General features: G+C 68.0%; 18 protein-coding genes. 11 read left to right on the top strand and 7 right to left on the bottom strand.

What is annotated here, in order from left to right:
- Window positions 1-7 precede the first annotated feature (7 nt).
- Entirely contained in the window at window positions 8-1,438 is a 1,431-nt protein-coding gene (locus FOY91_RS01390) for a helix-turn-helix domain-containing protein (RefSeq protein WP_238995165.1), read from the bottom strand.
- A gap of 98 nt (window positions 1,439-1,536) precedes the next feature.
- Here FOY91_RS01390 and FOY91_RS01385 point away from each other — a divergent pair, with 98 nt between their 5' ends.
- The 8 genes from FOY91_RS01385 to FOY91_RS01350 all read left to right on the top strand — a co-directional run bounded on the left by FOY91_RS01385 (window position 1,537) and on the right by FOY91_RS01350 (window position 9,939).
- Window positions 1,537-3,069 (top strand): acyl-CoA carboxylase subunit beta, encoded by a 1,533-nt coding sequence (locus tag FOY91_RS01385; RefSeq protein WP_145147362.1) that lies wholly within the window; start codon window positions 1,537-1,539, stop codon window positions 3,067-3,069.
- 52 nt (window positions 3,070-3,121) lie between these two features.
- On the top strand, window positions 3,122-3,409 hold the full coding sequence (locus tag FOY91_RS01380; protein WP_145147360.1) for a hypothetical protein: 288 nt from the start codon (window positions 3,122-3,124) through the stop codon (window positions 3,407-3,409).
- The gene (locus FOY91_RS01375; RefSeq protein ID WP_145147358.1) at window positions 3,406-3,618 is read left to right on the top strand and encodes a hypothetical protein; all 213 of its coding nucleotides are present in this window, start codon (window positions 3,406-3,408) and stop codon (window positions 3,616-3,618) included. Before FOY91_RS01380 ends, FOY91_RS01375 begins: the two co-directional genes overlap by 4 nt.
- A complete protein-coding gene (mce, locus tag FOY91_RS01370; RefSeq protein WP_145147356.1) occupies window positions 3,615-4,052 on the top strand; it encodes a methylmalonyl-CoA epimerase in 438 nt (145 codons plus the stop codon). Before FOY91_RS01375 ends, mce begins: the two co-directional genes overlap by 4 nt.
- Before the next feature lie 61 nt (window positions 4,053-4,113).
- A complete protein-coding gene (gene scpA / locus FOY91_RS01365; RefSeq protein WP_145147508.1) occupies window positions 4,114-6,267 on the top strand; it encodes a methylmalonyl-CoA mutase in 2,154 nt (717 codons plus the stop codon).
- Window positions 6,264-6,632 (top strand): lysozyme inhibitor LprI family protein, encoded by a 369-nt coding sequence (locus FOY91_RS01360; protein ID WP_145147354.1) that lies wholly within the window; start codon window positions 6,264-6,266, stop codon window positions 6,630-6,632. Before scpA ends, FOY91_RS01360 begins: the two co-directional genes overlap by 4 nt.
- Window positions 6,620-7,645 (top strand): biotin synthase BioB, encoded by a 1,026-nt coding sequence (gene bioB, locus FOY91_RS01355; RefSeq protein WP_145147352.1) that lies wholly within the window; start codon window positions 6,620-6,622, stop codon window positions 7,643-7,645. The genes FOY91_RS01360 and bioB overlap by 13 nt, the downstream gene beginning before the upstream one ends.
- A gap of 296 nt (window positions 7,646-7,941) precedes the next feature.
- Window positions 7,942-9,939 carry an acetyl-CoA carboxylase biotin carboxylase subunit gene (locus FOY91_RS01350; protein WP_145147350.1) on the top strand — a complete coding sequence of 666 codons (1,998 nt, stop codon included), beginning with the start codon at window positions 7,942-7,944 and terminating at the stop codon, window positions 9,937-9,939.
- Between the two features lie 418 nt (window positions 9,940-10,357).
- On the opposite strand, the gene ppc is transcribed toward FOY91_RS01350, so the two are convergent.
- Entirely contained in the window at window positions 10,358-13,039 is a 2,682-nt protein-coding gene (gene ppc, locus FOY91_RS01345; RefSeq protein WP_145147348.1) for a phosphoenolpyruvate carboxylase, read from the bottom strand.
- 54 nt (window positions 13,040-13,093) lie between these two features.
- Window positions 13,094-13,963 (bottom strand): helix-turn-helix domain-containing protein, encoded by an 870-nt coding sequence (locus FOY91_RS01340; protein WP_145147347.1) that lies wholly within the window; start codon window positions 13,961-13,963, stop codon window positions 13,094-13,096.
- 292 nt (window positions 13,964-14,255) lie between these two features.
- Between FOY91_RS01340 and FOY91_RS01335 the strand changes: the two genes are divergently transcribed.
- Genes FOY91_RS01335 through FOY91_RS01325 form a run of 3 tightly spaced genes read left to right on the top strand, consistent with a single transcriptional unit; the run spans window position 14,256 to window position 18,814 of the window.
- Window positions 14,256-15,290 (top strand): quinone-dependent dihydroorotate dehydrogenase, encoded by a 1,035-nt coding sequence (locus FOY91_RS01335; RefSeq protein ID WP_145147345.1) that lies wholly within the window; start codon window positions 14,256-14,258, stop codon window positions 15,288-15,290.
- A 43-nt stretch (window positions 15,291-15,333) separates the two neighbouring features.
- Entirely contained in the window at window positions 15,334-17,004 is a 1,671-nt protein-coding gene (gene ggt, locus FOY91_RS01330; RefSeq protein WP_145147343.1) for a gamma-glutamyltransferase, read from the top strand.
- Window positions 17,005-17,023: 19 nt separating this feature from the next.
- The gene (locus FOY91_RS01325; protein WP_145147341.1) at window positions 17,024-18,814 is read left to right on the top strand and encodes an AMP-dependent synthetase/ligase; all 1,791 of its coding nucleotides are present in this window, start codon (window positions 17,024-17,026) and stop codon (window positions 18,812-18,814) included.
- Between the two features lie 4 nt (window positions 18,815-18,818).
- Here FOY91_RS01325 and FOY91_RS01320 read toward each other — a convergent pair whose 3' ends face one another.
- The 4 genes from FOY91_RS01320 to FOY91_RS01305 form a co-directional block, all read right to left on the bottom strand.
- A complete protein-coding gene (locus FOY91_RS01320; RefSeq protein WP_145147339.1) occupies window positions 18,819-19,220 on the bottom strand; it encodes a hypothetical protein in 402 nt (133 codons plus the stop codon).
- Between the two features lie 124 nt (window positions 19,221-19,344).
- Entirely contained in the window at window positions 19,345-20,082 is a 738-nt protein-coding gene (gene gloB / locus FOY91_RS01315; RefSeq protein ID WP_145147337.1) for a hydroxyacylglutathione hydrolase, read from the bottom strand.
- On the bottom strand, window positions 20,066-20,440 hold the full coding sequence (locus FOY91_RS01310) for a VOC family protein (protein WP_145147335.1): 375 nt from the start codon (window positions 20,438-20,440) through the stop codon (window positions 20,066-20,068). Before FOY91_RS01310 ends, gloB begins: the two co-directional genes overlap by 17 nt.
- A 5-nt stretch (window positions 20,441-20,445) precedes the next feature.
- Window positions 20,446-20,862 carry a VOC family protein gene (locus tag FOY91_RS01305; RefSeq protein ID WP_145147333.1) on the bottom strand — a complete coding sequence of 139 codons (417 nt, stop codon included), beginning with the start codon at window positions 20,860-20,862 and terminating at the stop codon, window positions 20,446-20,448.
- Window positions 20,863-20,886 lie beyond the last annotated feature (24 nt).

Raw genomic sequence — 20,886 nt, 5'->3', positions numbered from 1 at the left:
CCCCGTGTCACAGCACGCGGTAGGGCACCACCTCGCGCAGATCCGGGTCCACCGCGATCGCGCGGTCGGCCGGGGGGAAGGCGCGCTGGTCGCAGTCGCTGCGCGGGCACAGCCGGCAGGAGATGCCGATCGGCGTGGCGGCGGCGCGGCTGGCGATATCGAGGCCGTCGGCATAGATGAAGTCGCCGGCATGTTCCGTCTCGCAACCCAGCGCCACGGCATAGCGGCGCGGCGACCGGGTGTAGCTGCCGCTCGGTTTCACCAGCCCCTTGGCCATCGAGACGTAGCGCACGCCGTCCGGCGTCTCGGCGAGCTGGACGAGGATGCGATCCGGGATCGCCACCGCCTCGTGCACGATCCACAACGGGCAGGCGCCGCCGAACCGGGCGAACTGCAGCCGCGTGGCGGAATGGCGCTTGGTGATGTTGCCGGCCATGTCCACCCGGCAGAAGAAGAAGGGGATGCCGCGCGCGCCCGGCCGTTGCAGCGTGGAGAGGCGGTGGCAGGCCTGCTCGAAACTGACGCCGAAACGCTGGCACAGCCGGTCGATATCGTGGCGGCAGGCCCGCGCGCTTTCGCGGAACCGCACGTACGGCATCAGCAGCGCGCCCGCCGCATGGTTGGCGAGGCCGACCGAGAGCAGGCGCCGCGCCTCCCCGCTGACCAGCTCGGCCTCGTGGCGGACCTGCGCGATCACGTCCGCCAGCGAGAGCGAGACGAGCTGGTGGGCGAGGAAGAAGCGGCGGGTGGCCTGCGGCATCGCCCGGTCCAGCGTCAGCAGCCCGCGCGCGCGGTCGAAGCGGCGAAGCGGATGGGCGGTGGTTTCGTCGCCCGAGGCGACCACGTCCACGCCGTGCCACGTCTTCAGCGCATGGATCAGCAGCGCGTCGGGGATCGGCTCGGCATCCAGCGTATCGGCCAGCGCCTCCGACGCGCGATCGATCGGGTCGACGTAGTTGCCGGCGTCGTGGAACCAGTCGCGCACCTCTTCCCACGGCAGGCGGCCGCCGCCGGGCACACCGCTGCCGATCGCCTCGTCGGCGATCAGCCGCTGTTCCTCGCTGCGGCGGTAGGCGGCATGCAGGCGGACGAAGCGTTCGGCGAGGCCCGGCTGCTGCTCGGCCGCGCGTTCCAGCGACTGCCGCTCGGCGGGCAGGTCGGCGAACAGCGGGTCGGCGATCGCGGCGCGCAACGTGGCGAGGTGCGCGGCGCCCCCGGCGTCGGCCGGGTTCCAGTCGAGCGGGAAGGCGCCGGCCAGCGCGTCGGACACCATCGGCGTGATCGGGCGGTCGTCGTTCTCCAGCTGCGACAGGTAGCTGACCGACAGGCCGAGCCGCGCCGCCATCGCGGCCTGCCCCAGGCTGTGCCGCTGGCGCAGCGCGCGCAGGGCCGGTCCTGCGAAAAGGCGCCGGCGGGGAGGCATGGCGGGGGACGACATTCTGCAAACACCCTCTTCGCAATTCCGCAAATTCACATTTGCACTGCCGCGCCCGGCTTGGAAAGGGGAATGCCGAACGATCGATTGGACGAGGCCCGATGCTGGCGATTTTGCAGAAGCTGGAAGAAAAGCGCGATCAGGCCAAGCTTGGCGGCGGGCAGGCGCGCATCGATGCGCAGCACCGGAAGGGCCGCCTCACCGCGCGCGAGCGGATCGACGTGCTGGTCGATCCCGGCTCGTTCGAGGAGCTGGACACCTACGTCGAGCATAACTGCATCGATTTCGGCATGCAGGATCAGGTGATCCCGGGCGACGGCGTCGTCACCGGATCGGGTACGATCAACGGCCGGCTGGTGTTCGTCTTCAGCCAAGATTTCACCGTATTCGGCGGCTCGCTGTCGGAGCGGCACGCGCAGAAGATCTGCAAGATCATGGACATGGCGATGAAGGTCGGCGCGCCGGTGATCGGCCTGAACGACAGCGGCGGCGCGCGCATCCAGGAGGGTGTCGCCAGCCTCGCCGGCTATGCCGAGGTGTTCCAGCGCAACGTGATGGCCTCGGGCGTGATCCCGCAGATCAGCGTCATCATGGGGCCGTGCGCGGGCGGCGCGGTATATTCGCCGGCGATGACCGACTTCATCTTCATGGTGAAGGACAGCAGCTACATGTTCGTCACCGGCCCGGACGTGGTGAAGACGGTGACGAACGAAGTCGTGACGCAGGAGGAGCTGGGCGGTGCCGTGACGCACACCACCAAGTCCGGCGTGGCCGACGTGGCGTTCGAGAACGATATCGAGGCGCTGCTGTCGGTCCGCGAGTTCGTCGACTTCCTGCCGCTGTCCAACCGGCAGGACGTGCCGGAGCGGCCGACCGGCGATGCGTGGGATCGCAACGAGGCCAGCCTCGACACGCTGATCCCCGACAGCGCGAACAAGCCCTACGACATGAAGGAGCTGATCGCCAAGGTGGTGGACGAGGGCGACTTCTTCGAGGTGCAGCCCACCCACGCGCCCAACATCGTCACCTGCTTCGCGCGGATCGAGGGGCGCACGATCGGCATCGTCGCCAACCAGCCGATGGCGCTGGCGGGCGTACTGGATATCAACTCGTCGAAGAAGGCAGCGCGCTTCGTGCGCTTTTGCGATGCGTTCGACATCCCGATCATCACCTTCGTGGACGTGCCCGGCTTCCTGCCCGGCACCGCGCAGGAGCATAACGGCATCATCAAGCATGGCGCCAAGCTGCTGTTCGCCTATGCCGAGGCGACCGTGCCGAAGATCACCGTCATCACCCGCAAGGCCTATGGCGGCGCCTACGACGTGATGAGCAGCAAGCATCTGCGCGGCGACCTGAACTATGCGTGGCCCACCGCCGAGATCGCGGTGATGGGCGCCAAGGGCGCGGTGGAGATCATCTTCCGCAAGGACATCGGCGACAAGGACAAGATCGCGGCACGCACGGCGGAGTATGAGGAGCGGTTCGCCAACCCGTTCGTGGCGGCGAGCAAGGGCTTCATCGACGAGGTCATCATGCCGCAGACCACCCGGCGCCGTATCGCGCAGGGCCTGCGCAAGCTGCGTAACAAGCAGCTCGAGAACCCCTGGAAGAAGCATGACAACATCCCGCTGTGATCTTGTCGGGCCAGATTGTGTGCATTATCATGTCATGTGAAGGAGACATGGGATGCAGACCGAACGCGTGACGTTCCTCACCACGCCCGATCATAAGGCGGCCCTGGATGCCTTTGCGCGTGGCAGTGGCCAGTCTGTCGGGCATGTGCTGCGCGAGGCGTCCTCGCGCTACGTCGCCGACAGCGAGATGGGCGAGGAAGAAAGCTTCAAGCTTCTGGTTCGCGAATTGAACGAGGCGCTGCCCGCGATGCACGCCGCGCTGGACGACGCCATCGCCGGACAACAGCAGTTGCGGGCCGAGGTCGATACGTTGATGCGCGACGCCGGCCTGCGCGCATGAGCCTGATGGGCGACGCCATGCGGACGATCGAATCGGTCGTTCTGCTCCGCGGCAAGGTCGAACGGCTCAACGAGGAACTGGCGCGGACCAATGACGACGTGAGGCAGATCGCGCGCATGATCATCCAGATCGACCGGCGGCTTATCCGCTTGGAAACGATCGAGGAAGTGCGTGGCGGACTTAGCCCCCTGGCAAGGATTGAAGGATGAAACTCGGCCGCCTCAACCACATCGGCGTCGCCACGCCGTCGCTCGACAAGAGCATCGCTTACTATCGCGACGTGATGGGCGCGACGAAGATCCACGCGCCGTTCGACCTGCCCGCGCAGGGGGTGAAGGTGTGCTTCGTCGATACGCCGGGGGAGAACGGCACCGCCGGCACCCAGATCGAGTTGATCGAGCCGCTGGGCGATGCCTCGCCGATCCACGGCTTCATCGCCAAGAACCCGGCCGGCGGGCAGCATCACATGTGTTACGAGGTGGCCGACATCCACGAGGCCAAGGCGTGGTTCGAGGGCAAGGGCGCGCGCGTGCTGGGCGAGCCGCGCATCGGCGCGCACGGCACGCCTATCTTCTTCGTGCACCCCAAGGATATGAACGGCGTGCTGACCGAGATCATGGAGACGCCCAGTGAGCAGCATTGATCCGGCGAACATCGAGCTGAACACGGGCGAGGATGCCGGCGCCGCCCCGAAGGCGCGCGACCTGCCCGAGCCTTCCGCTCGCCCCACGCTCGACAAGTGGGAGGCCGCCGCCGCCAAGGAGGTGAAGGGCAAGGATCTCACCTGGAACACGCCGGAAGGGATCGCGGTCAAGCCGCTCTACACGGCGGATGACGTGAAGACCGATCCCGGCCTTCCCGGCTTCGCCCCGTTCACGCGCGGCGTGCGCGCCTCGATGTATGCCGGGCGGCCGTGGACGATCCGGCAATACGCCGGTTTCTCGACCGCGGAAGCCTCCAATGCCTTCTACCACCGCAACCTGAAGGCGGGGCAGAAGGGGCTGTCGGTCGCGTTCGATCTGGCGACGCATCGCGGCTACGACAGCGACCATCCGCGCGTGACCGGCGACGTCGGCAAGGCCGGTGTCGCGATCGACACGATCGACGACATGAAGATCCTGTTCGACGGCATCCCGCTCGACAAGATGTCCGTCTCGATGACGATGAACGGCGCGGTGATCCCGATCCTCGCCTTCTTCATCGTGGCGGGCGAGGAACAGGGCGTGCCGCGCGCGCAGCTCGACGGGACCATCCAGAACGACATCCTCAAGGAGTTCATGGTCCGCAACACGTATATCTACCCGCCCGAGCCTTCGATGCGGATCATCTCGGATATCTTCGGCTACACCAGCCGGGAGATGCCGAAGTTCAACAGCATCTCGATCAGCGGCTATCATATGCAGGAAGCTGGCGCGACGCAGGTGCAGGAGCTGGCCTTCACCATCGCCGACGGCCAGGAATATGTGAAGTACGGCGTCGCCAGCGGGCTGGATATCGACAAGTTCGCCGGGCGCCTGAGCTTCTTCTTCGCGATCGGCATGAACTTCTTCATGGAGATCGCCAAGCTGCGTGCCGCGCGCGTGCTGTGGCACCGCGTGATGACGAACCTCGGCGCGAAGGACGAGCGCAGCAAGATGCTGCGGACGCACTGCCAGACCAGCGGCGTCTCGCTGACCGAGCAGGATCCGTACAACAACGTGATGCGCACCACGATCGAGGCGATGGCGGCGATGCTGGGGGGCACGCAGTCGCTCCACACCAACGCGCTGGACGAGGCGATCGCGCTGCCAACCGATTTCTCCGCCCGCATCGCGCGCAACACGCAGATCGTGATCCAGGAAGAGACGGGGATGACCAAGGTCGTCGATCCACTCGGCGGCAGCTACTACATCGAGGCGTTGACGCAGGAACTGGTCGATAAGGCGTGGGCCATCATCGAGAAGGTGGAGGCCGACGGCGGCATGGCGAAGGCCGTGGCGGCGGGCTGGCCCAAGGCGATGATCGAGGAGGCCGCCGCCGCGCAGGCCGCGCGGGTCGATCGCGTCGAGCAGGTGATCGTCGGCGTCAACAAGTACAAGCTGGCCGAGCAGGATGCGATCGACATCCTCGATGTGGATAACGTCGCGGTGCGCGAGGCGCAGATCCGCCGCATCGAGAAGGTGAAGGCCGGGCGCGACGAGGCGACATGCACCGCCGCGCTCGATGCACTGCGCGAGGGCGCCCGGGGCACCGGCAACCTGCTTGAGCTGGCGGTGGAATGCGCCCGCCAGCGTGCCACGCTGGGCGAGATTAGCCAGGCGATGGAGGATGTGTTCGGCCGCTACGGCACCAACCCGACGCCGGTGAAGGGCGTGTACGGCGGTGCCTATGGCGACGACCAGCGCTGGAGCAACCTGATCGACGGCGTATCCGCGATCGAGCGGCGCAAGGGCCGCAAGCCGAAGATGCTCGTCGCCAAGATGGGCCAGGACGGGCACGATCGCGGCGCCAATCTCGTGTCGTCGGCCTTCGGTGATCTCGGGTTCGAGATTGTCGCCGGCCCGCTGTTTCAGACGCCGAAGGAAGCCGCCGAGCTGGCGATCAAGGCGGATGTCGACGTGGTGGGCGCCTCGTCGCTCGCCGCCGGGCACAAGACGCTGATCCCGGAACTGATCGGCTATCTGAAAGACGCCGGGCGCACCGACATCAAGGTGATCGCCGGCGGCGTGATCCCCGCGCAGGATTACCAGTTCCTGCGCGATGCCGGGGTGCAGGGCATCTTCGGGCCGGGCACCAACCTGGTCGATGCGGCCGGCTCGGTGCTCCAGTTGCTCGGCCACAACGTGCCGCCCGAGGGCGTTCCCGAGGCGGCGGAATGAGCATGGTGCTGCTGTTCGGCGCGGCGATGGCGATGGCCGATGCGTGCGGCAAGGACGTGAGGCAGGCCGCGCTCAACCGGTGCGCGGCCACCGCCTACGCGCGCGCGGACGGTGCGCTCAACCGCCAGTGGACCGGCACCTACGCCGCGATGAAGCGGCGCGGTGCGGGCGGCGGCGCCTTCGGCCATGCCGCAGCCCTACTGGCCAGCCAGCGCGCCTGGATCGCCTATCGCGATGCCCAGTGCCGGGTGGAAGGTGGGCGTTACGCCGGCGGCTCGGCCCAGGGCATGACCGTCGCCTTCTGCAAGGCGAACCTCACGACCGTGCGCGCAGCCCAACTCAAGGAACTGATATGGCAGGACTGACCGTCGATCCGCGCGACAGCGCAGCCGGCGTACGCACCGACTGGACGCGCGGCGAGATCGCCGCCTTGTTCGATCTGCCGTTCAACGACCTGCTGTGGCAGGCGCAAGGGGTACACCGCGCCTACCACCCGGCCAACGAGGTTCAGCTTTCGACGCTGCTTTCGATCAAGACCGGCGGATGCGCCGAGGATTGCGGCTATTGCAGCCAGTCCGCCTTCGCCGACAGCGGCCTGAAAGCCGAGAAGCTGATGGACGTGGAAACCGTGGTCGCCGAGGCACGCGCGGCGGCGGCGGCCGGCTCTGACCGTTTCTGCATGGGTGCCGCCTGGCGCAGCCCCAAGGAGCGCGACATGCCCGCGCTGCTCGACATGGTGAGCCGGGTAAAGGCGCTGGGTCTGGAAACCTGCATGACGCTGGGGATGCTGGACGGCGATCAGGCGGTGCGGCTTAAGCAGGCGGGTCTGGATTACTACAACCACAACCTCGATACCTCGCCCGAATATTATGGCGAGGTCATCACCACCCGCACCTATGCCGACCGGCTGGATACGCTGGCGCAGGTGCGCGCGGCCGGCATGTCGGTGTGCTGCGGCGGGATCATGGGGATGGGTGAGACGCGGGCCGACCGGGTGGGCTTCATTCACGCGCTCGCCACGCTGCCCGCGCATCCCGAAAGCGTGCCGCTGAACGAGCTGGTGCCGATCGCCGGCACCGTGCTGGGCGACATGCTGAAGGACGTGCCGCCCGCGGTGGACGACGTGGAGTTCGTCCGCACCGTGGCGGTGGCGCGGATCACCATGCCCGAGGCGATCGTGCGGCTGTCGGCCGGGCGTGAGAGCATGCCGGTCTCGACGCAGGCGCTGTGTTTTCTGGCCGGCGCGAACTCGATCTTCACCGGCGACCGGCTGCTGACCACCGGCAACGCCGGCGACGACAGCGACGCCCGCCTGTTCGCCACGCTGGGGCTGAAGCCGATGCAGGGCGCCGAGCCGGAGCGGATCGCGGCGGAGTGAGGCAGACGGCAGTTACTCTAGCAGCGCTTTGCTTGACGGCGTGCAACACGACGCCGGCTTGGAAAGGCTGGGTTTATCCAGATGGTTCAGATCTGACCCAAGATATTCCGATCGGTGCTTTCGACAGTCTTGATGAATGCCGAAATTCCGCTCGTCCTCTTCTCGCAAACTTTAATCGGTATCAGAGCGGTGAGAAGACTGAAGGTGACTATGAGTGTGGTTACAAATGCAAGCGGGACGCCGGCCATAGTGGCTTGAACGTCTGTGAACGAACCGAACGCTAAGGACGCGAATAGATGTTCGATAAAATCCTGATCGCCAATCGCGGCGAAATCGCCTGCCGCGTGATCCGCACGGCCAAGAGAATGGGCATCAAGACGGTCGCCGTCTATTCCGATGCCGATGCGCGCGCCAAGCATGTGCAGATGGCGGACGAGGCGGTGCGGCTCGGGCCGCCGCCGGCTGGCGAGAGCTACCTGCTGGCCGATGCCATCATCGCCGCCTGCAAGGCCACCGGCGCTCAGGCGGTGCATCCGGGCTACGGTTTCCTGTCGGAGCGCACCAGCTTCGCGCAGGCGCTGGAAGACGCCGGCATCGCCTTCATCGGCCCACCGGTGAACGCGATCGCCGCGATGGGCGACAAGATCGAATCGAAGAAGCTGGCCAAGGAGGCCGGCGTCAACGTGGTGCCCGGTTTCCTCGGCGAGATCGCCGATACCGACGAAGCGGTGAAGATCGCCGGGGAGATCGGCTATCCGGTGATGATGAAGGCCTCGGCGGGCGGCGGCGGCAAGGGCATGCGGCTGGCCTATAGCGAGAAGGACGTGCGCGAGGGCTTCGAGGCGACCAAGCGCGAGGGGCTGGCCAGTTTCGGCGACGATCGCGTGTTCATCGAGAAGTTCATCGAAAGCCCGCGCCACATCGAGATCCAGCTGATCGGCGACAAGCACGGCAACATCCTCTACCTGAACGAGCGGGAATGCTCGGTGCAGCGCCGCCACCAGAAGGTGGTGGAGGAGGCGCCGTCGCCGTTCGTCACCCCGGCGATGCGCAAGGCGATGGGCGAGCAGGCCGTCGCGCTGGCGCGGGCGGTAGGCTATTTCTCGGCCGGCACGGTGGAGCTGATCGTCTCCGGTGCGGACACCACGGGGCAGGGCTTTTATTTCCTCGAGATGAACACCCGCCTTCAGGTGGAGCATCCCGTCACCGAATATATCACCGGGCTGGATCTGGTGGAGCAGATGATCCGCGTGGCCTATGGCGAGAAGCTGGCCTTCACGCAGGACGAGGTGCAGCTCAAGGGCTGGTCGATCGAGAACCGGGTGTACGCCGAGGATCCCTATCGCGGCTTCCTGCCTTCGACCGGGCGCCTTTCGCGCTATCGCCCGCCGAGCGGACAGGAGAACGTGCGCGTGGACGACGGGGTGTACGAAGGCTCCGAAATCTCGATGTTCTACGATCCGATGATCGCCAAGCTCGTGACGTATGGCGAGACGCGCGAGGAAGCGATCGACCGGCAGATCGCCGCGCTCGACAATTTCGAGATCGACGGCATCGGCCACAACGTCGATTTCCTGTCGGCGCTGATGCAGCATCCGCGTTTCCGTTCGGGCAACATCACCACCGGCTTCATCGCCGAGGAATATCCCGAGGGGTTCAAGGGCGCACCTGCCGATGCGCGGCTCATCGCGCGGCTCGCGGCGGTGGCGGGGATGATCGCTAGCGTGGAAGCGGATCGCGCCGGGCTGATCGACGGCCAGCTCGCACCGTCCAGCGCGGTCGCGACCACGACCGCCGCTAATGACTGGGTGGTGACGCTGGACGGGACCGAGCACCTCGTCTCGATCGGGGTCGGCGCGGTGACGGTGGACGGCGAGGTCGTCGTGGTCGATGCGCCCTACGTGCCCGGCCAGCGGCTGGTGGAGGCGACGGTGGACGACGATCCGCTGATCATCCGGGTCGAGCGCAAGCGCACCGGCTGGCGCTTCACCACGCGCGGCGCGTCGCACTCGCTGCGGGTGCTGCGCCCGGCGGTGAACGACCTGGCGCACCACATGATCGAGAAGGTGCCGCCGGATCTCTCCCGCTTCCTGCTGTGCCCGATGCCGGGCCTCGTCACGGCGGTGAACGTGGCCGAGGGCGACGCGGTGGAGGCGGGCCAGCCGCTCGCCATCGTCGAGGCGATGAAGATGGAGAACATCCTTCGCGCCGAGAAGAGCGGCAAGGTGAAGGCGGTGATGGCCAAGGCGGGCGAGAGCCTGGCGGTGGACGCGGTGATCCTGGAGTTCGAATAAGGTTTTCAGCCCCTCCCTTTCGGGGGGAGGGGCTGTGACAGGCGGATCGGGCGAGATCCTTCCCGGGGCGCTCTCACGGCGGATCGCTGTCCCGTCATGGGAGGAGGAAACGCTCGCGTCATCGCCCCGAGTTTGTTCCGGGGTCCACCGTTCCGAGGGCGCCGCAGTCCGGGTTCCGGGCGGCGTCATCAGACGTTAGGCGGCGTCGCTCGATCCACCGTGCTCGATCCACCGTGAACTTCCGCACGAAGCCGGCGGAACGGGTGGTCCGGGGTACGGGTGGGCCGGGGTACGGGTGGGTCGGCGTGACGGGCGGTGGTGCGCCCCTGTCGCCTGCGACTGGCTGTCACCACGCGCAAGGGGCGTCCGCCTCAGGTAACCTCCTTGCCCTCCGCCTCAAGGAAGGGGCGCGTTTCGCCTAGCCGCTGTTCCGCAACGCCGTCGCGATCGCGTTGATCGAGAGCTGGATGCCCTCGCGGATGCGGGGGTCGTCCTCGCCCGCGCGGTGGCGCTTGAGCAGCTCGATCTGAAGGTGGTTGAGCGGCTCGATATAGGGCAGCCGCAACCGGATCGAGTGATCGAGCGCCGGGCTTTTCTCCAGCAGCCGGGTCTGGCGGGTGATCGACAGCAGGCAGTCGTGCGTCACCTGCCAGCCGTCGCGGATGCTGCCGAAGGTGGCCTGCGCCATCGCCTGATCCTCCACCAGCGGCAGATAGTGGCTGGCGATCACCATGTCCGATTTAGCCAGCACCATCTCCAGATTGGCAAGCGTCGCCTGCAGGAACGGCCATGCATCCAGCATCTCGCGCAGTAGCGCCTGATCCTTGAAGCCCTTCAGTGCGTGGCCGACGCCGTACCACCCCGGCAGCATCACCCGCGCCTGCGCCCAGCTGAACACCCACGGGATCGCTCGCAGATCCTCGATCCGGTCGCTCTTGGTGCGGCTGGCCGGGCGCGAGCCGATCTTGAGCGTCGCGATCTCCGCGATGGGAGTGAACTGGCGGAAGAAGGTGCGGAAATCGTCGGTGCCGTACACCAGCTCGCGATAGGCGGTGAAGGCGGCGGACGAAATCGTGTCCATCGCCGCCGAATACCGCTCGAAATCCTTCTGCGGCAGCGAGGGCTTTTCCAGCGACGCGAGCAGGGTGGCGGAGGCCATCGCCTCCAGATTGGCGGCGGCGCTCTCGCGCGTGCCGTATTTGGCGGCGATCACCTCGCCCTGTTCGGTGATGCGGATGCGGCCCTTCACCGTGCCGGGCGGCTGCGCGCGGATCGCGGCGAACGAGGAACCGCCGCCGCGCCCGACCGCGCCGCCACGCCCGTGGAACAACTGCATTGCCGCCCCCGCCTGCTCGAACACCGGCGCCAGCGCGCGGCTGGCCTGGTGCAGCGACCAGACCGAGGTGAGATAGCCGCCGTCCTTGTTCGAATCCGAATAGCCGACCATCACCTCCTGATGACCGCGCGCGGCGGTGATCGCGGCGGCCTCGGGCAGGGCGAACCAGTCCGCCATCACCTTGGGCGCGTTCTCCAGATCGCCGATCGTCTCGAACAGCGGTACCACCATAATCGCGGCGCTGGGCGGGGTCTCACCCGTGCCGGGGCGGAACAGGCCCGCCTCCTTCAGCAGGACATGCACCTCCAGCAGATCGGAGACGCTCTCCGCCTTGGAGATGTTGTAGGTGGTGATCGACTGGGGGCCGTAGCGCCGGTGCGCCTCGGCTGCGGCCTGCACGATCGCGATCTCCGAGCGGGTTTCGTCCGAGTAATCGGCATAGGCGATCCACAGTAGCCGTCCGCCGGCCAGCTCGTCGCGCAGCAGCGCAACGCGCGCCGCCTCGTCCAGCGCGAGATAATCCGCCTCCACCCCGGCGACCTTCAGCAATTCGGCGACGACGCGCTCGTGCACGTCGGCGTTCTGGCGCAGGTCCAGCGTGGCGAGGTGGAAGCCGAAGGTATCGACCGCGCGGATCAGCCGGCCGATCGCGCCGCCGTTGGCCAGCGTGCCGCCGCCGCCCTTCTTCACCGCATGGCCGATCTCGACCAGATCCTCGCGCAGCGCCTCCGGGTTTTCATAGGGGTCGGCCGCGACGGTGCCGGGGCGTGGCGGGCCGTTCCCGGTCAGCGCCTGATAGGTGCCGGCGAGGCGCGCGTAGATGCCGGAAAGCGCGCGGCGATATGGCTCGTCGCGGCGGGCGGGGCTCTGGTCATGGCTCCTGTCGGCCAGCGCCTCCACCTCCGGCGTCACCTCGGCAAGTTCGGTGGAGATCGAAAGCTCGGCGCCGAGCGCGTGGATGAGTTCGAGATAATGGCCGATCAGCACCTCCGACTGGCGGCGCAGCGCGTAGCGCAGCGTGTCGGCGTTCACGTTCGGGTTGCCGTCGCGATCGCCGCCGATCCAGTTGCCCAGCCGCAGGAACGAGGGTGCGCGTTCGCCCAGCGTGCGCTTCCAGCGGGCGTGCAGCGCCGGGATCACCGGCAGGAAGATGTCGCGCATGTAGGCGAGCACGGTGTCGATCTCGTCCTGCACGTACAAGCGCTCGCGCCGCAGCGGGCGGGTCTGCCAGAGCAGGGCGATCTGGCGGCGGATCGAATCGTCGATCATCTCGCCGTCGTCGGTCTCCTCGCGTCCGCGATCCCGCAGCTGGAGAAGGGCGGCGATGTGGTTGCGGTGGTCGATCATGCTCTTGCGCCGCACCTCGGTGGGGTGGGCGGTGAGCACGGGCACCACCAGCGCCTGATCGAGCAGCACCATGATCGCCTCGCGGTCGACGCCTTCCTTGCCCAGCCGCTCGACCGCCGAGGCGAGATCGGCGCCCGGCTCGGTCGCCACGCCCTGCCGGTCCTCCGCCAGATTGGCGAGCATCGAGAACAGCATGAAGCCACGCACGAAGGCCAGCGTGTCGTCCAGCGTCAGCGCCTCAAGCCCGGCGTCGATCGCATCCGCTTCAACGATCCCGCGATGGCGATCGACCGAGGTGGAGCGGATATACTCGATCCGCCGGAACAGCGCCTCGCCGCCATAGGCGCGGATGACGTCGCCCAGCTGCTTGCCGAGGAATCGGATGTCGGGATTCTGGGTGATCGGTGCCTGTGCCATCGCCTATTGCTGCACCGCACCCGCCGGGCGCTCAACCCCGAATCGTCGGCCGGTTCAGCTGATCCGCGCGAGCGGGGCAATATTTCCGGTGATTCCGCGCCGCTGCAGCGTCAGCCGCGTCACCGGCGGCGGATCGTTCTGGAACAGGGTGGGGGTCAGCCCGGTAAACCGCTTGAAGTCGCGGATGAAGTGGGACTGGTCGAAGAAGGCATCGCCCGCCGCCTCGGACCAGTGCAGTTCGCTCGTGCCGATCAGCGAGGCGGCGCGCAGCGTGCGATACTTGCGTGCCAGCAGCTTGGGGGGCGCGCCGTAGATGCGCTTGGTCAGCCGTTCCGCCTGCCGCGCCGATACGCCGAGGCTGGCGACCAGCGCATCCACGCTCGGGTCGGTCGCGCCGGTCAGCCAGGCATCGGTGATGCGGGTCAGGTCGAACGGTGCCTCCGCCGCCTGCGGGGTGAGCGCGCGAATCACCACGTCGGCGATGCTGACCATCGCCTGCGTGTCGGGCGCGGACCTCATCGCGTCGAGCGCATCCTCCAGCAGCGGCCCGAAGCGGCCTACCGCATTGCCGGCACGATCCGCGTGGAGGCTGGCGTCCTCACGGACGAGTGCGGCCCAGCCGGCCGGATGCAGGCCGATGCCGAACACCAGCAGCGGGCCGGCCACGTCGAACCGGGTCGCCGCGTTGCTCGGCCCGAGCAGGCAGACCTCGGGCGTCTCGACGATCTGGTCGCCGAACATGTAATGCCCGCAGCCGCGCAACATGAAGCGGATCTGGCCGAGATCGGCGCGCATCACGTCCGCCACCCGCGTCACGTCCGCGCGGAACAGGTAATAGGAAGATACGAGCGCCGCGAGATCGGGCGCCGGCTCGAAATAGCGAAGGCCGATGCTTGTCGCCGCCCCCGGCAAACGTATCCGCATGACAACGAAACCCCAGTTCGCCTTACGACCCGCTCATGCGGTCGCACCGATCGAAGATCGTGTCATCGAAAAAAAGGCCCGGCCGATCTCTCGGCCGGGCCCTAAGTGAAAGGTACCTCACGTGAGTAAGGCTCCTTCGGGTCGCAAACACCTTCTAGACCGGGCGCCGGCGGCTGCATTGGATGGAAACGACACACTCCTGTCTATTTAATGGATGCCGCCGGAATGGAGGCAATTGTCGGTGATCCGTCAGGGGTCGCCTAAGCCGGACGGCTGCGCCATAGCCCCGCGAATGAGTCTGTATCGCACCCTCCGTCCGCTGATTTTCTCCGTCGACGCCGAGAAGGCGCATCGTGCGACCATCACCGCGCTGCGCCTTCGCCCGGGGGGGCGACGACCGAAGTTTCCGGCGGTGCTGGCCAGCCGGATCGCCGGCATCGACTTCCCCTCGCCGGTCGGGTTGGCGGCCGGGTTCGACAAGGACGCGCAGGTGCCCGATGCGATGCTGGCGACGGGCTTCGGCTTCGTCGAGGTCGGCACGCTCACGCCGCAGCCGCAGCCGGGCAACCCGCGCCCGCGCCTGTTCCGCCTGGTCGAGGACGAGGCGGTCATCAATCGCTTCGGCTTCAACAACGGCGGGCAGGCAGCGGCGCTGGAGCGACTGCTGCGACGGCGCGCGCGTGGCGGCGTGGTGGGCGTGAACATCGGCGCCAACAAGGATGCGACCGACCGCATCGCCGACTATGTGACGGGCGTGACGGTGATGCGCGGCGTCGCGAGCTACCTCACGGTCAACGTCTCGTCGCCCAATACGCCGGGCCTGCGCACGCTCCAGTCGCGCGATGCGCTGGATGAACTGCTGGCCGCAGTCGTGGAGGCGCGGGGTCGGCAGGGGCCACCGATCTTCCTCAAGCTGGCGCCCGATCTGACGCCGGCAGACATGGACGACATCGCCGAGGTGTCGCTGCGCCGGGGGGTGGATGCGCTGATCGTGTCGAACACCACGATCTCGCGGCCTTCGTTGCTGTCGCCGCTGGCGGGGGAGACGGGCGGGCTTTCCGGCGCACCGCTGCACGATCTGGCGCTGCGTCGGCTGATCGATTTCCGCGCGGCCACCGCCGGCCACATGCCGCTGATCGCGGCGGGCGGTATCGCCACCGCCGATCAGGCCTATGCCCGCATCCTGGCGGGGGCGAGCCTCGTGCAGCTGTACAGCGCGCTCGTCTATCAGGGGCCGGGGCTGGCGAAGCGGATCGCGGACGGGCTGGCCACGTTGCTGGCGCGGGACGGTTTCGGCTCCGTGGCCGATGCGGTGGGGCGGGGATAGGCGGGGGCTTGCCGCCTTCCCGCGAGGCTTTACTGTCCGGCGGATGATCCAGCGGTTCCTCCTCTCCTTCGTCCTGTTCCTCTCCCTGCCGGCCGTGGCGCTGGCGAAGGGCGGCGTCGTCTCGGCCGCGGATCCGCGCGCGGCGGCGGCGGGGCAGGCGATGCTGCGCGCCGGCGGCACCGCCACCGATGCGGCGATGGCCACGATGATCGCGCTGACCGTGGTGGAGCCGCAATCGTCCGGCATCGGCGGCGGCGGCTTCCTCGTCCACAGCGACGCGCGCGGGCAGGTGAGCACGATCGACGGCCGCGAGACGGCCCCCGCCGCCGCCGGCCCGCGCCGTTTCCTGGGGGCGGACGGCAAGCCGCTGCCGTTCGTGCAGGCGGTGGCCGGTGGGCTTTCGGTGGGCGTACCGGGCAACGTGCGGCTGATGGCGGCGGCGCACCGGCGCTGGGGCCGACTGCCGTGGGCCACCCTGTTCGAGCCGGCGATCGCGCTGGCCGACGGTGGCTTTGCCGCCACCCCCCGGCTGGTGGCGGCGGTGGGCGCGGTGGACCGGCTGTGGGGCGATTTTCCCGCGATCACCGCGCTCTACCATCCGGGCGGCAAGCCGCCGGTGGCGGGCGCCACGCTGCGCAACCCCGCGCTTGCCCGGCTGCTGCGGACGATCGCGCAAGGGGGGGCGGATGCCTTCTACACCGGCCCCGTCGCCGCCTCGATCACCACGGCGGGGGCGACGGCGAAGCGCAATCCCAGCGCGCTGACCGCCGCCGATCTCGCCGGCTACGAGGCCAAGGAACGGCCGGCGGTGTGCGCGCCGTACCGGACATACCGGCTGTGCGGGATGGGGCCGCCTTCGGCCGGCGCGATGACGGTGCTCCAGATCCTCGGCCTGCTCGAACGTTTCGACATGAAGGCACTGGGGCCGGACAATCCGATATCGTGGCACCTGATCGGGGAGGCGATGCAGCTGGCCTACGCCGATCGTGACAAATATCTGGGCGATACCGATTTCGTCGCGGTGCCGCTCGCCGGGCTGCTGGACAAGCGGTACATCGCCCGTCGCGCGCTCTTGATCGACCCGGCAAGTTCGCTGCCCCGCTACGAGGCGGGCACGCCCCCCGGCGCCGCCCCGCGCACCGCCGCCGTCTCGTCGGAGGTGCCGGCCACCACCAACTTCGTCACCGTCGACGGGCAGGGCGATGTCGTCACGATGACCTCCACCGTCGAGGGGCCGTTCGGCAGCCAGATCGTCACGGACGGGATGGTGCTCAACAACGAGCTGACCGATTTCAGCTTCGCGCCCGAGTGGGACGGCGCCCCCGTCGCCAATCGGGTTGAGGCGGGCAAGCGGCCGCTCTCCTCCATGGCACCGACGATCGTCTATGATGCGCGGGGCAGGGTGGTGCTGGCCCTCGGCTCGGCCGGGGGGCGACGCATCCCGATGCATGTGCTGAAAACGCTGGTCGGCGTGCTCGACTGGGGGCTGCCGGTGGCCGATGCGATCGCGCTGCCCAACATCTACTTCGGCGGCGGCGCGCTGCTGGTGGAACGGGGCACGAGCCTTGCCGCGATGAAGCCGGCGCTGGAGCGTCTCGGCCAGACCGTCGTCGTCGCGGACGTCGGATCGAAGGTCAACGCGATCGAGCGCACCGCAACCGGCTGGCGCGGCGCCGCCGATCCACGCAGCGAAGGCGTGGCACTGGCCGAATAAGCGGCGGGAAGGGGAGGCGATGCGCAGACTCGAACGATTCCCGAACCTCGTCGCGATGTTCGCAGCGCGCGTGGCGACGCTGGGCGACGCGCCGTTCCTCTGGGCGAAGCATGAGGGGGCGTGGCGATCGACCAGTTGGGCGCAGGCCGGCGCGCAGGTGTCGGCGATGGCGAAGGCGCTGCGCGCGATCGGCCTGATGCCCGGCGACCGGGTGATGCTGGTGTCGGAGAACCGACCCGAATGGTGCATCGCCGATCTGGCGATCATGGCCGCCGGTTGCGTGACGGTGCCGACCTACATCACCAACACCGAACGCGACCACGCCCACATCCTGGAGAACAGCGGCGCGCGCGCGGTGATCGTCTCGACGCCGAAGCTGGCACGCACGCTGATGCCGGCGGTGATGCGCTCGTCCGCCTGCGGCATCGTGATCGGGATCGAGCCGCTGCGGATCGGCCAGTCCGGCGCGGCGCACGTTCACGACTGGCAGGGGCTGATCGATGCCCACCCCGGCGAGATGGCCGCCTGCGCCGCCGCCGCCGGGTTCGCCCGCGAGGATCTGGCGTGCATCATCTACACCAGCGGCACCGGCGGCGCGCCGCGCGGGGTGTGCCAGCATCACGGCGCGATCCTGCACAACGTCGCCGGCGCCTCCGCCGTGATCGCCGAGGATTTCGGCTGGGGGGACGAGGTGTTCCTCAGCTTCCTGCCCGCCTCCCACGCCTATGAGCACACCGGGGGCCAGTTCCTGCCGATCGGGTTGGGCGCGCAGATCTATTATTCGGAAGGGCTGGAGAAGCTCGCCTCGAATATCGAGGAAGTGCGGCCGACGATCATGGTGGTGGTGCCGCGCCTGTTCGAGGTGCTGCGCGCCCGCGTGCTGAAGGCGATCGGCAAGCAGGGCAGGGTGCCGCAATATCTGCTGCGCCGCGCGCTGGCGATCGGCGCGGCGGCCGAGGCGCACGGCGGAATGCGGTTGCGTGACCGGCCGCTGGACCTGATCCTCTCGCGCACGCTGCGCCCGCAGGTCGGGGCGAAGTTCGGCGGGCGGTTGAAGGCGATGGTGGCGGGCGGGGCGCCGCTCAATCCAGAGGTCGGCCTGTTCTTCCACTCGCTCGGCATCACCCTGCTGCAAGGCTACGGGCAGACCGAATCAGCGCCGATCATCTCGTGCAACCGCCCGAAGGCCGGCATCCGCATGGATTCGGTCGGGCCACCGATCGCCGATACCGAGGTGCGCATCGCCGACGATGGCGAGATTCTCGTGCGCGGCGAACTGGTGATGCACGGCTACTGGCGCAACCCGGAGGAAACCGCGCGGGTGTTGCAGGACGGCTGGCTCCATACCGGCGACATCGGCCACCTCGACGCGCAGGGTCGCGTCGTCATCACCGATCGCAAGAAGGACCTCATCGTCAACGACAAGGGCGACAATGTCGCGCCCCAACGGATCGAGGGGATGCTGACGCTGGAGCCGGAAATCCTGCAGGCGATGGTGGCGGGGGACAGCCGGCCGCACCTCGTCGGCCTGATCGTGCCCGATCCGGAATGGGCACGCGCATGGGGCGCGGCGGAAGGGCTCGATCCTGCCACGCTGCACGAGGAGCCGAAGTTCCAGCGCGCACTGATGGCAGCGGTCGATCGGGTAAACGCCCATTTGTCGACGACCGAAAAGGTGCGCCGTATCCTGATCGCCGATGCGCCCTTCACCATCGAGAACGAACAGCTTACCCCCTCGATGAAGATCCGCCGCCACGTGATCCGCACGGCCTATGTTGACCGGCTGGACGCCCTTTACCGGGGGAAATAGCGCGTCACTTCACATAGGGTGTGAAGTCGCTGAACGCGCAACTGCCATATTCGAAGCGCATCGGCAGATCGACAACCCGCGCCAGATCGCCCGAGCATAGCCGCGTGCCGGGCGTACGGGTGATGATCGAGCGGCCGGGGGCGAGGCCGGGACAGTCGCCGCGATTGGGGTAGGTGACATACCAGCGGCGGCGGCTCTCCTTGTAGATGATCGCCGTACTATCCACGATCTGCGAAGAGAGTTGCGGCCGCAGGTTGATGCAGCCCACGGGCTTGCCGGCGATGCGCCCCTTCAGGGCTTGGGCCAGCCTGGGACTGGGGGTTTCGGGGATCGGCGGGCGCTCGGGCTTTGCAGCAAGTACCGACAGCGGCAGGGCGAGGGCGGCGAGGGCGATCGCGATACGCATGGGGCTAGGCCTTTCGGGGCGGCGTGCCCGCAGACGGTAGCATGGTTCGCATTTGCCACGCGATGGCATTTGTCGATTTCAACCTACTGATCCGGCGGATAAATCGCGCAGCACCGGCCGGCGCTCAACCCTTGAACGAATCCTTCGCCGCGCGCCGCTCGGCCAGTTCGTCCGCACTTGCGGCACGCATGAAGGGGTTGGTTTCGCGTTCCAGCGCGATCGTGGTCGGTACGGTCGCCTCGCCCTTGGCGCGTGCCGCCAGCACGGTGTCCAGCCGCTCCGCGATGGCGCGATTGTCCGGCTCCGCGACGCGGGCGTAGCGGCCGTTCGACTCGGTGTACTCGTGCGCGCAATACACCGTCGTCTCGGGTGGCAGCGCAGCCAGCCGCTGCATGTTGGCGAACATCTGCGCCGCCGTCCCTTCGAACAGCCGGCCGCAACCCATTGCAAACAAAGTGTCGCCAACGAAGACGATCGCGTCCTCCGCCAGATGGAAGGCGATGTGGCCGGCGGTATGCGCCGGCACCTCGATCACCGTCGCGGCGTGCGCGCCGATCCGCACCGCATCGCCCTCGGCGACGGTACGGTCCAGCGTCGGGATCTTCGCCGCCTCCGACGCCGGGCCGGTGATGGTGCAGCCGGTTGCCGCCTTGATCGCGGCGTTGCCGCCGGTGTGGTCACCGTGCCAGTGCGTGTTCCAGACCTGCCCGATCCGCCAGCCTTTCGCAGCCGCCGCCGCCAGCACCGGCTCGGCGACCGACGGGTCGATCGCCACCGTCTCGCCGCTGTCATGATCGTGCATCAGCCACACATAATTGTCGCTGAGGACGGGGATGCGGACGACTTCAATCGGCGATGGCATCATAACCCTCCGCACTGAACTGGATGAGACAGAAACCGTGGCCGAACGGATCGGCAAAGGTGGCGATGCGGCCATAGCCGGCAGAGCATAGACCACCCTCCGGCACGGCGCCCGCGGCCTCGGCCTGTGCCGCCGCCGCTTCGAGATCGTCGACGACGAGATCGAGATGCATCGGCGTCCAGTGACGCGCATAGTCGCGTTCGGGCCGGGCGATAAGATACAGCGGGGTCTCGCCGCCGGTCAGTTCCGTCACCGCCGTGCCGAACCGGCGACCGGGGACGAAGCCGAGCCCCTGCGTATAGAAGGCCTCGGCCGCTGCCAGATCGGGCACGTCGATATTGACCAGCAGCCGCGGCACGGCGCCTACCAGACGCCGGTGTTTGGCATCGAGGCCCACGGCTCTGCGGCCGGCAGCGGATCGCCCGCCTGCAGCAACTCGATCGAGATATCGTCGGGCGTGCGGACAAAGGCCATGTGGCCGTCGCGGGGCGGGCGATTGATCGTCACGCCGGCCTCCGCCAGCCGCGCGCACGTCTCGTAGATATCGTCGACGCGGTACGCGAGGTGGCCGAAATTGCGACCGCCGTCATAGCCCTGTTCGCCCCAGTTGTGGGTCAGCTCCACCTGTGCGGCCTCGTCGCCCGGCGCTGCGAGGAAAATCAGGCTGAACCTGCCCTTCTCGTTGTCGATCCGCCTCACCTCGCGCAGGCCGAGCAGCTCGAAGAATTTCACGGTGGCGTCCGGATCGGACACGCGGATCATGGTGTGGAGATATTTCATGCCCGCCCATGTAGGGGCCGGGCG

The organism is Alterirhizorhabdus solaris (assembly GCF_007785815.1).
Taxonomy (GTDB): Bacteria; Pseudomonadota; Alphaproteobacteria; order Sphingomonadales; family Sphingomonadaceae; genus Alterirhizorhabdus; species Alterirhizorhabdus solaris.
This window is presented reverse-complemented; position numbering and strand designations above follow the sequence as displayed.

Coding starts and splice junctions, on each gene's coding strand:
- FOY91_RS01390 (WP_238995165.1), bottom strand. CDS start 1,438: ATGTCGTCCCCCGCCATGCCTCCCCGCCGGCGCCTTTTCGCAGGACCG.
- FOY91_RS01385 (WP_145147362.1), top strand. CDS start 1,537: ATGCTGGCGATTTTGCAGAAGCTGGAAGAAAAGCGCGATCAGGCCAAG.
- FOY91_RS01380 (WP_145147360.1), top strand. CDS start 3,122: ATGCAGACCGAACGCGTGACGTTCCTCACCACGCCCGATCATAAGGCG.
- FOY91_RS01375 (WP_145147358.1), top strand. CDS start 3,406: ATGAGCCTGATGGGCGACGCCATGCGGACGATCGAATCGGTCGTTCTG.
- mce (WP_145147356.1), top strand. CDS start 3,615: ATGAAACTCGGCCGCCTCAACCACATCGGCGTCGCCACGCCGTCGCTC.
- FOY91_RS01360 (WP_145147354.1), top strand. CDS start 6,264: ATGAGCATGGTGCTGCTGTTCGGCGCGGCGATGGCGATGGCCGATGCG.
- bioB (WP_145147352.1), top strand. CDS start 6,620: ATGGCAGGACTGACCGTCGATCCGCGCGACAGCGCAGCCGGCGTACGC.
- FOY91_RS01350 (WP_145147350.1), top strand. CDS start 7,942: ATGTTCGATAAAATCCTGATCGCCAATCGCGGCGAAATCGCCTGCCGC.
- ppc (WP_145147348.1), bottom strand. CDS start 13,039: ATGGCACAGGCACCGATCACCCAGAATCCCGACATCCGATTCCTCGGC.
- FOY91_RS01340 (WP_145147347.1), bottom strand. CDS start 13,963: ATGCGGATACGTTTGCCGGGGGCGGCGACAAGCATCGGCCTTCGCTAT.
- FOY91_RS01335 (WP_145147345.1), top strand. CDS start 14,256: ATGAGTCTGTATCGCACCCTCCGTCCGCTGATTTTCTCCGTCGACGCC.
- ggt (WP_145147343.1), top strand. CDS start 15,334: ATGATCCAGCGGTTCCTCCTCTCCTTCGTCCTGTTCCTCTCCCTGCCG.
- FOY91_RS01325 (WP_145147341.1), top strand. CDS start 17,024: ATGCGCAGACTCGAACGATTCCCGAACCTCGTCGCGATGTTCGCAGCG.
- FOY91_RS01320 (WP_145147339.1), bottom strand. CDS start 19,220: ATGCGTATCGCGATCGCCCTCGCCGCCCTCGCCCTGCCGCTGTCGGTA.
- gloB (WP_145147337.1), bottom strand. CDS start 20,082: ATGCCATCGCCGATTGAAGTCGTCCGCATCCCCGTCCTCAGCGACAAT.
- FOY91_RS01305 (WP_145147333.1), bottom strand. CDS start 20,862: ATGAAATATCTCCACACCATGATCCGCGTGTCCGATCCGGACGCCACC.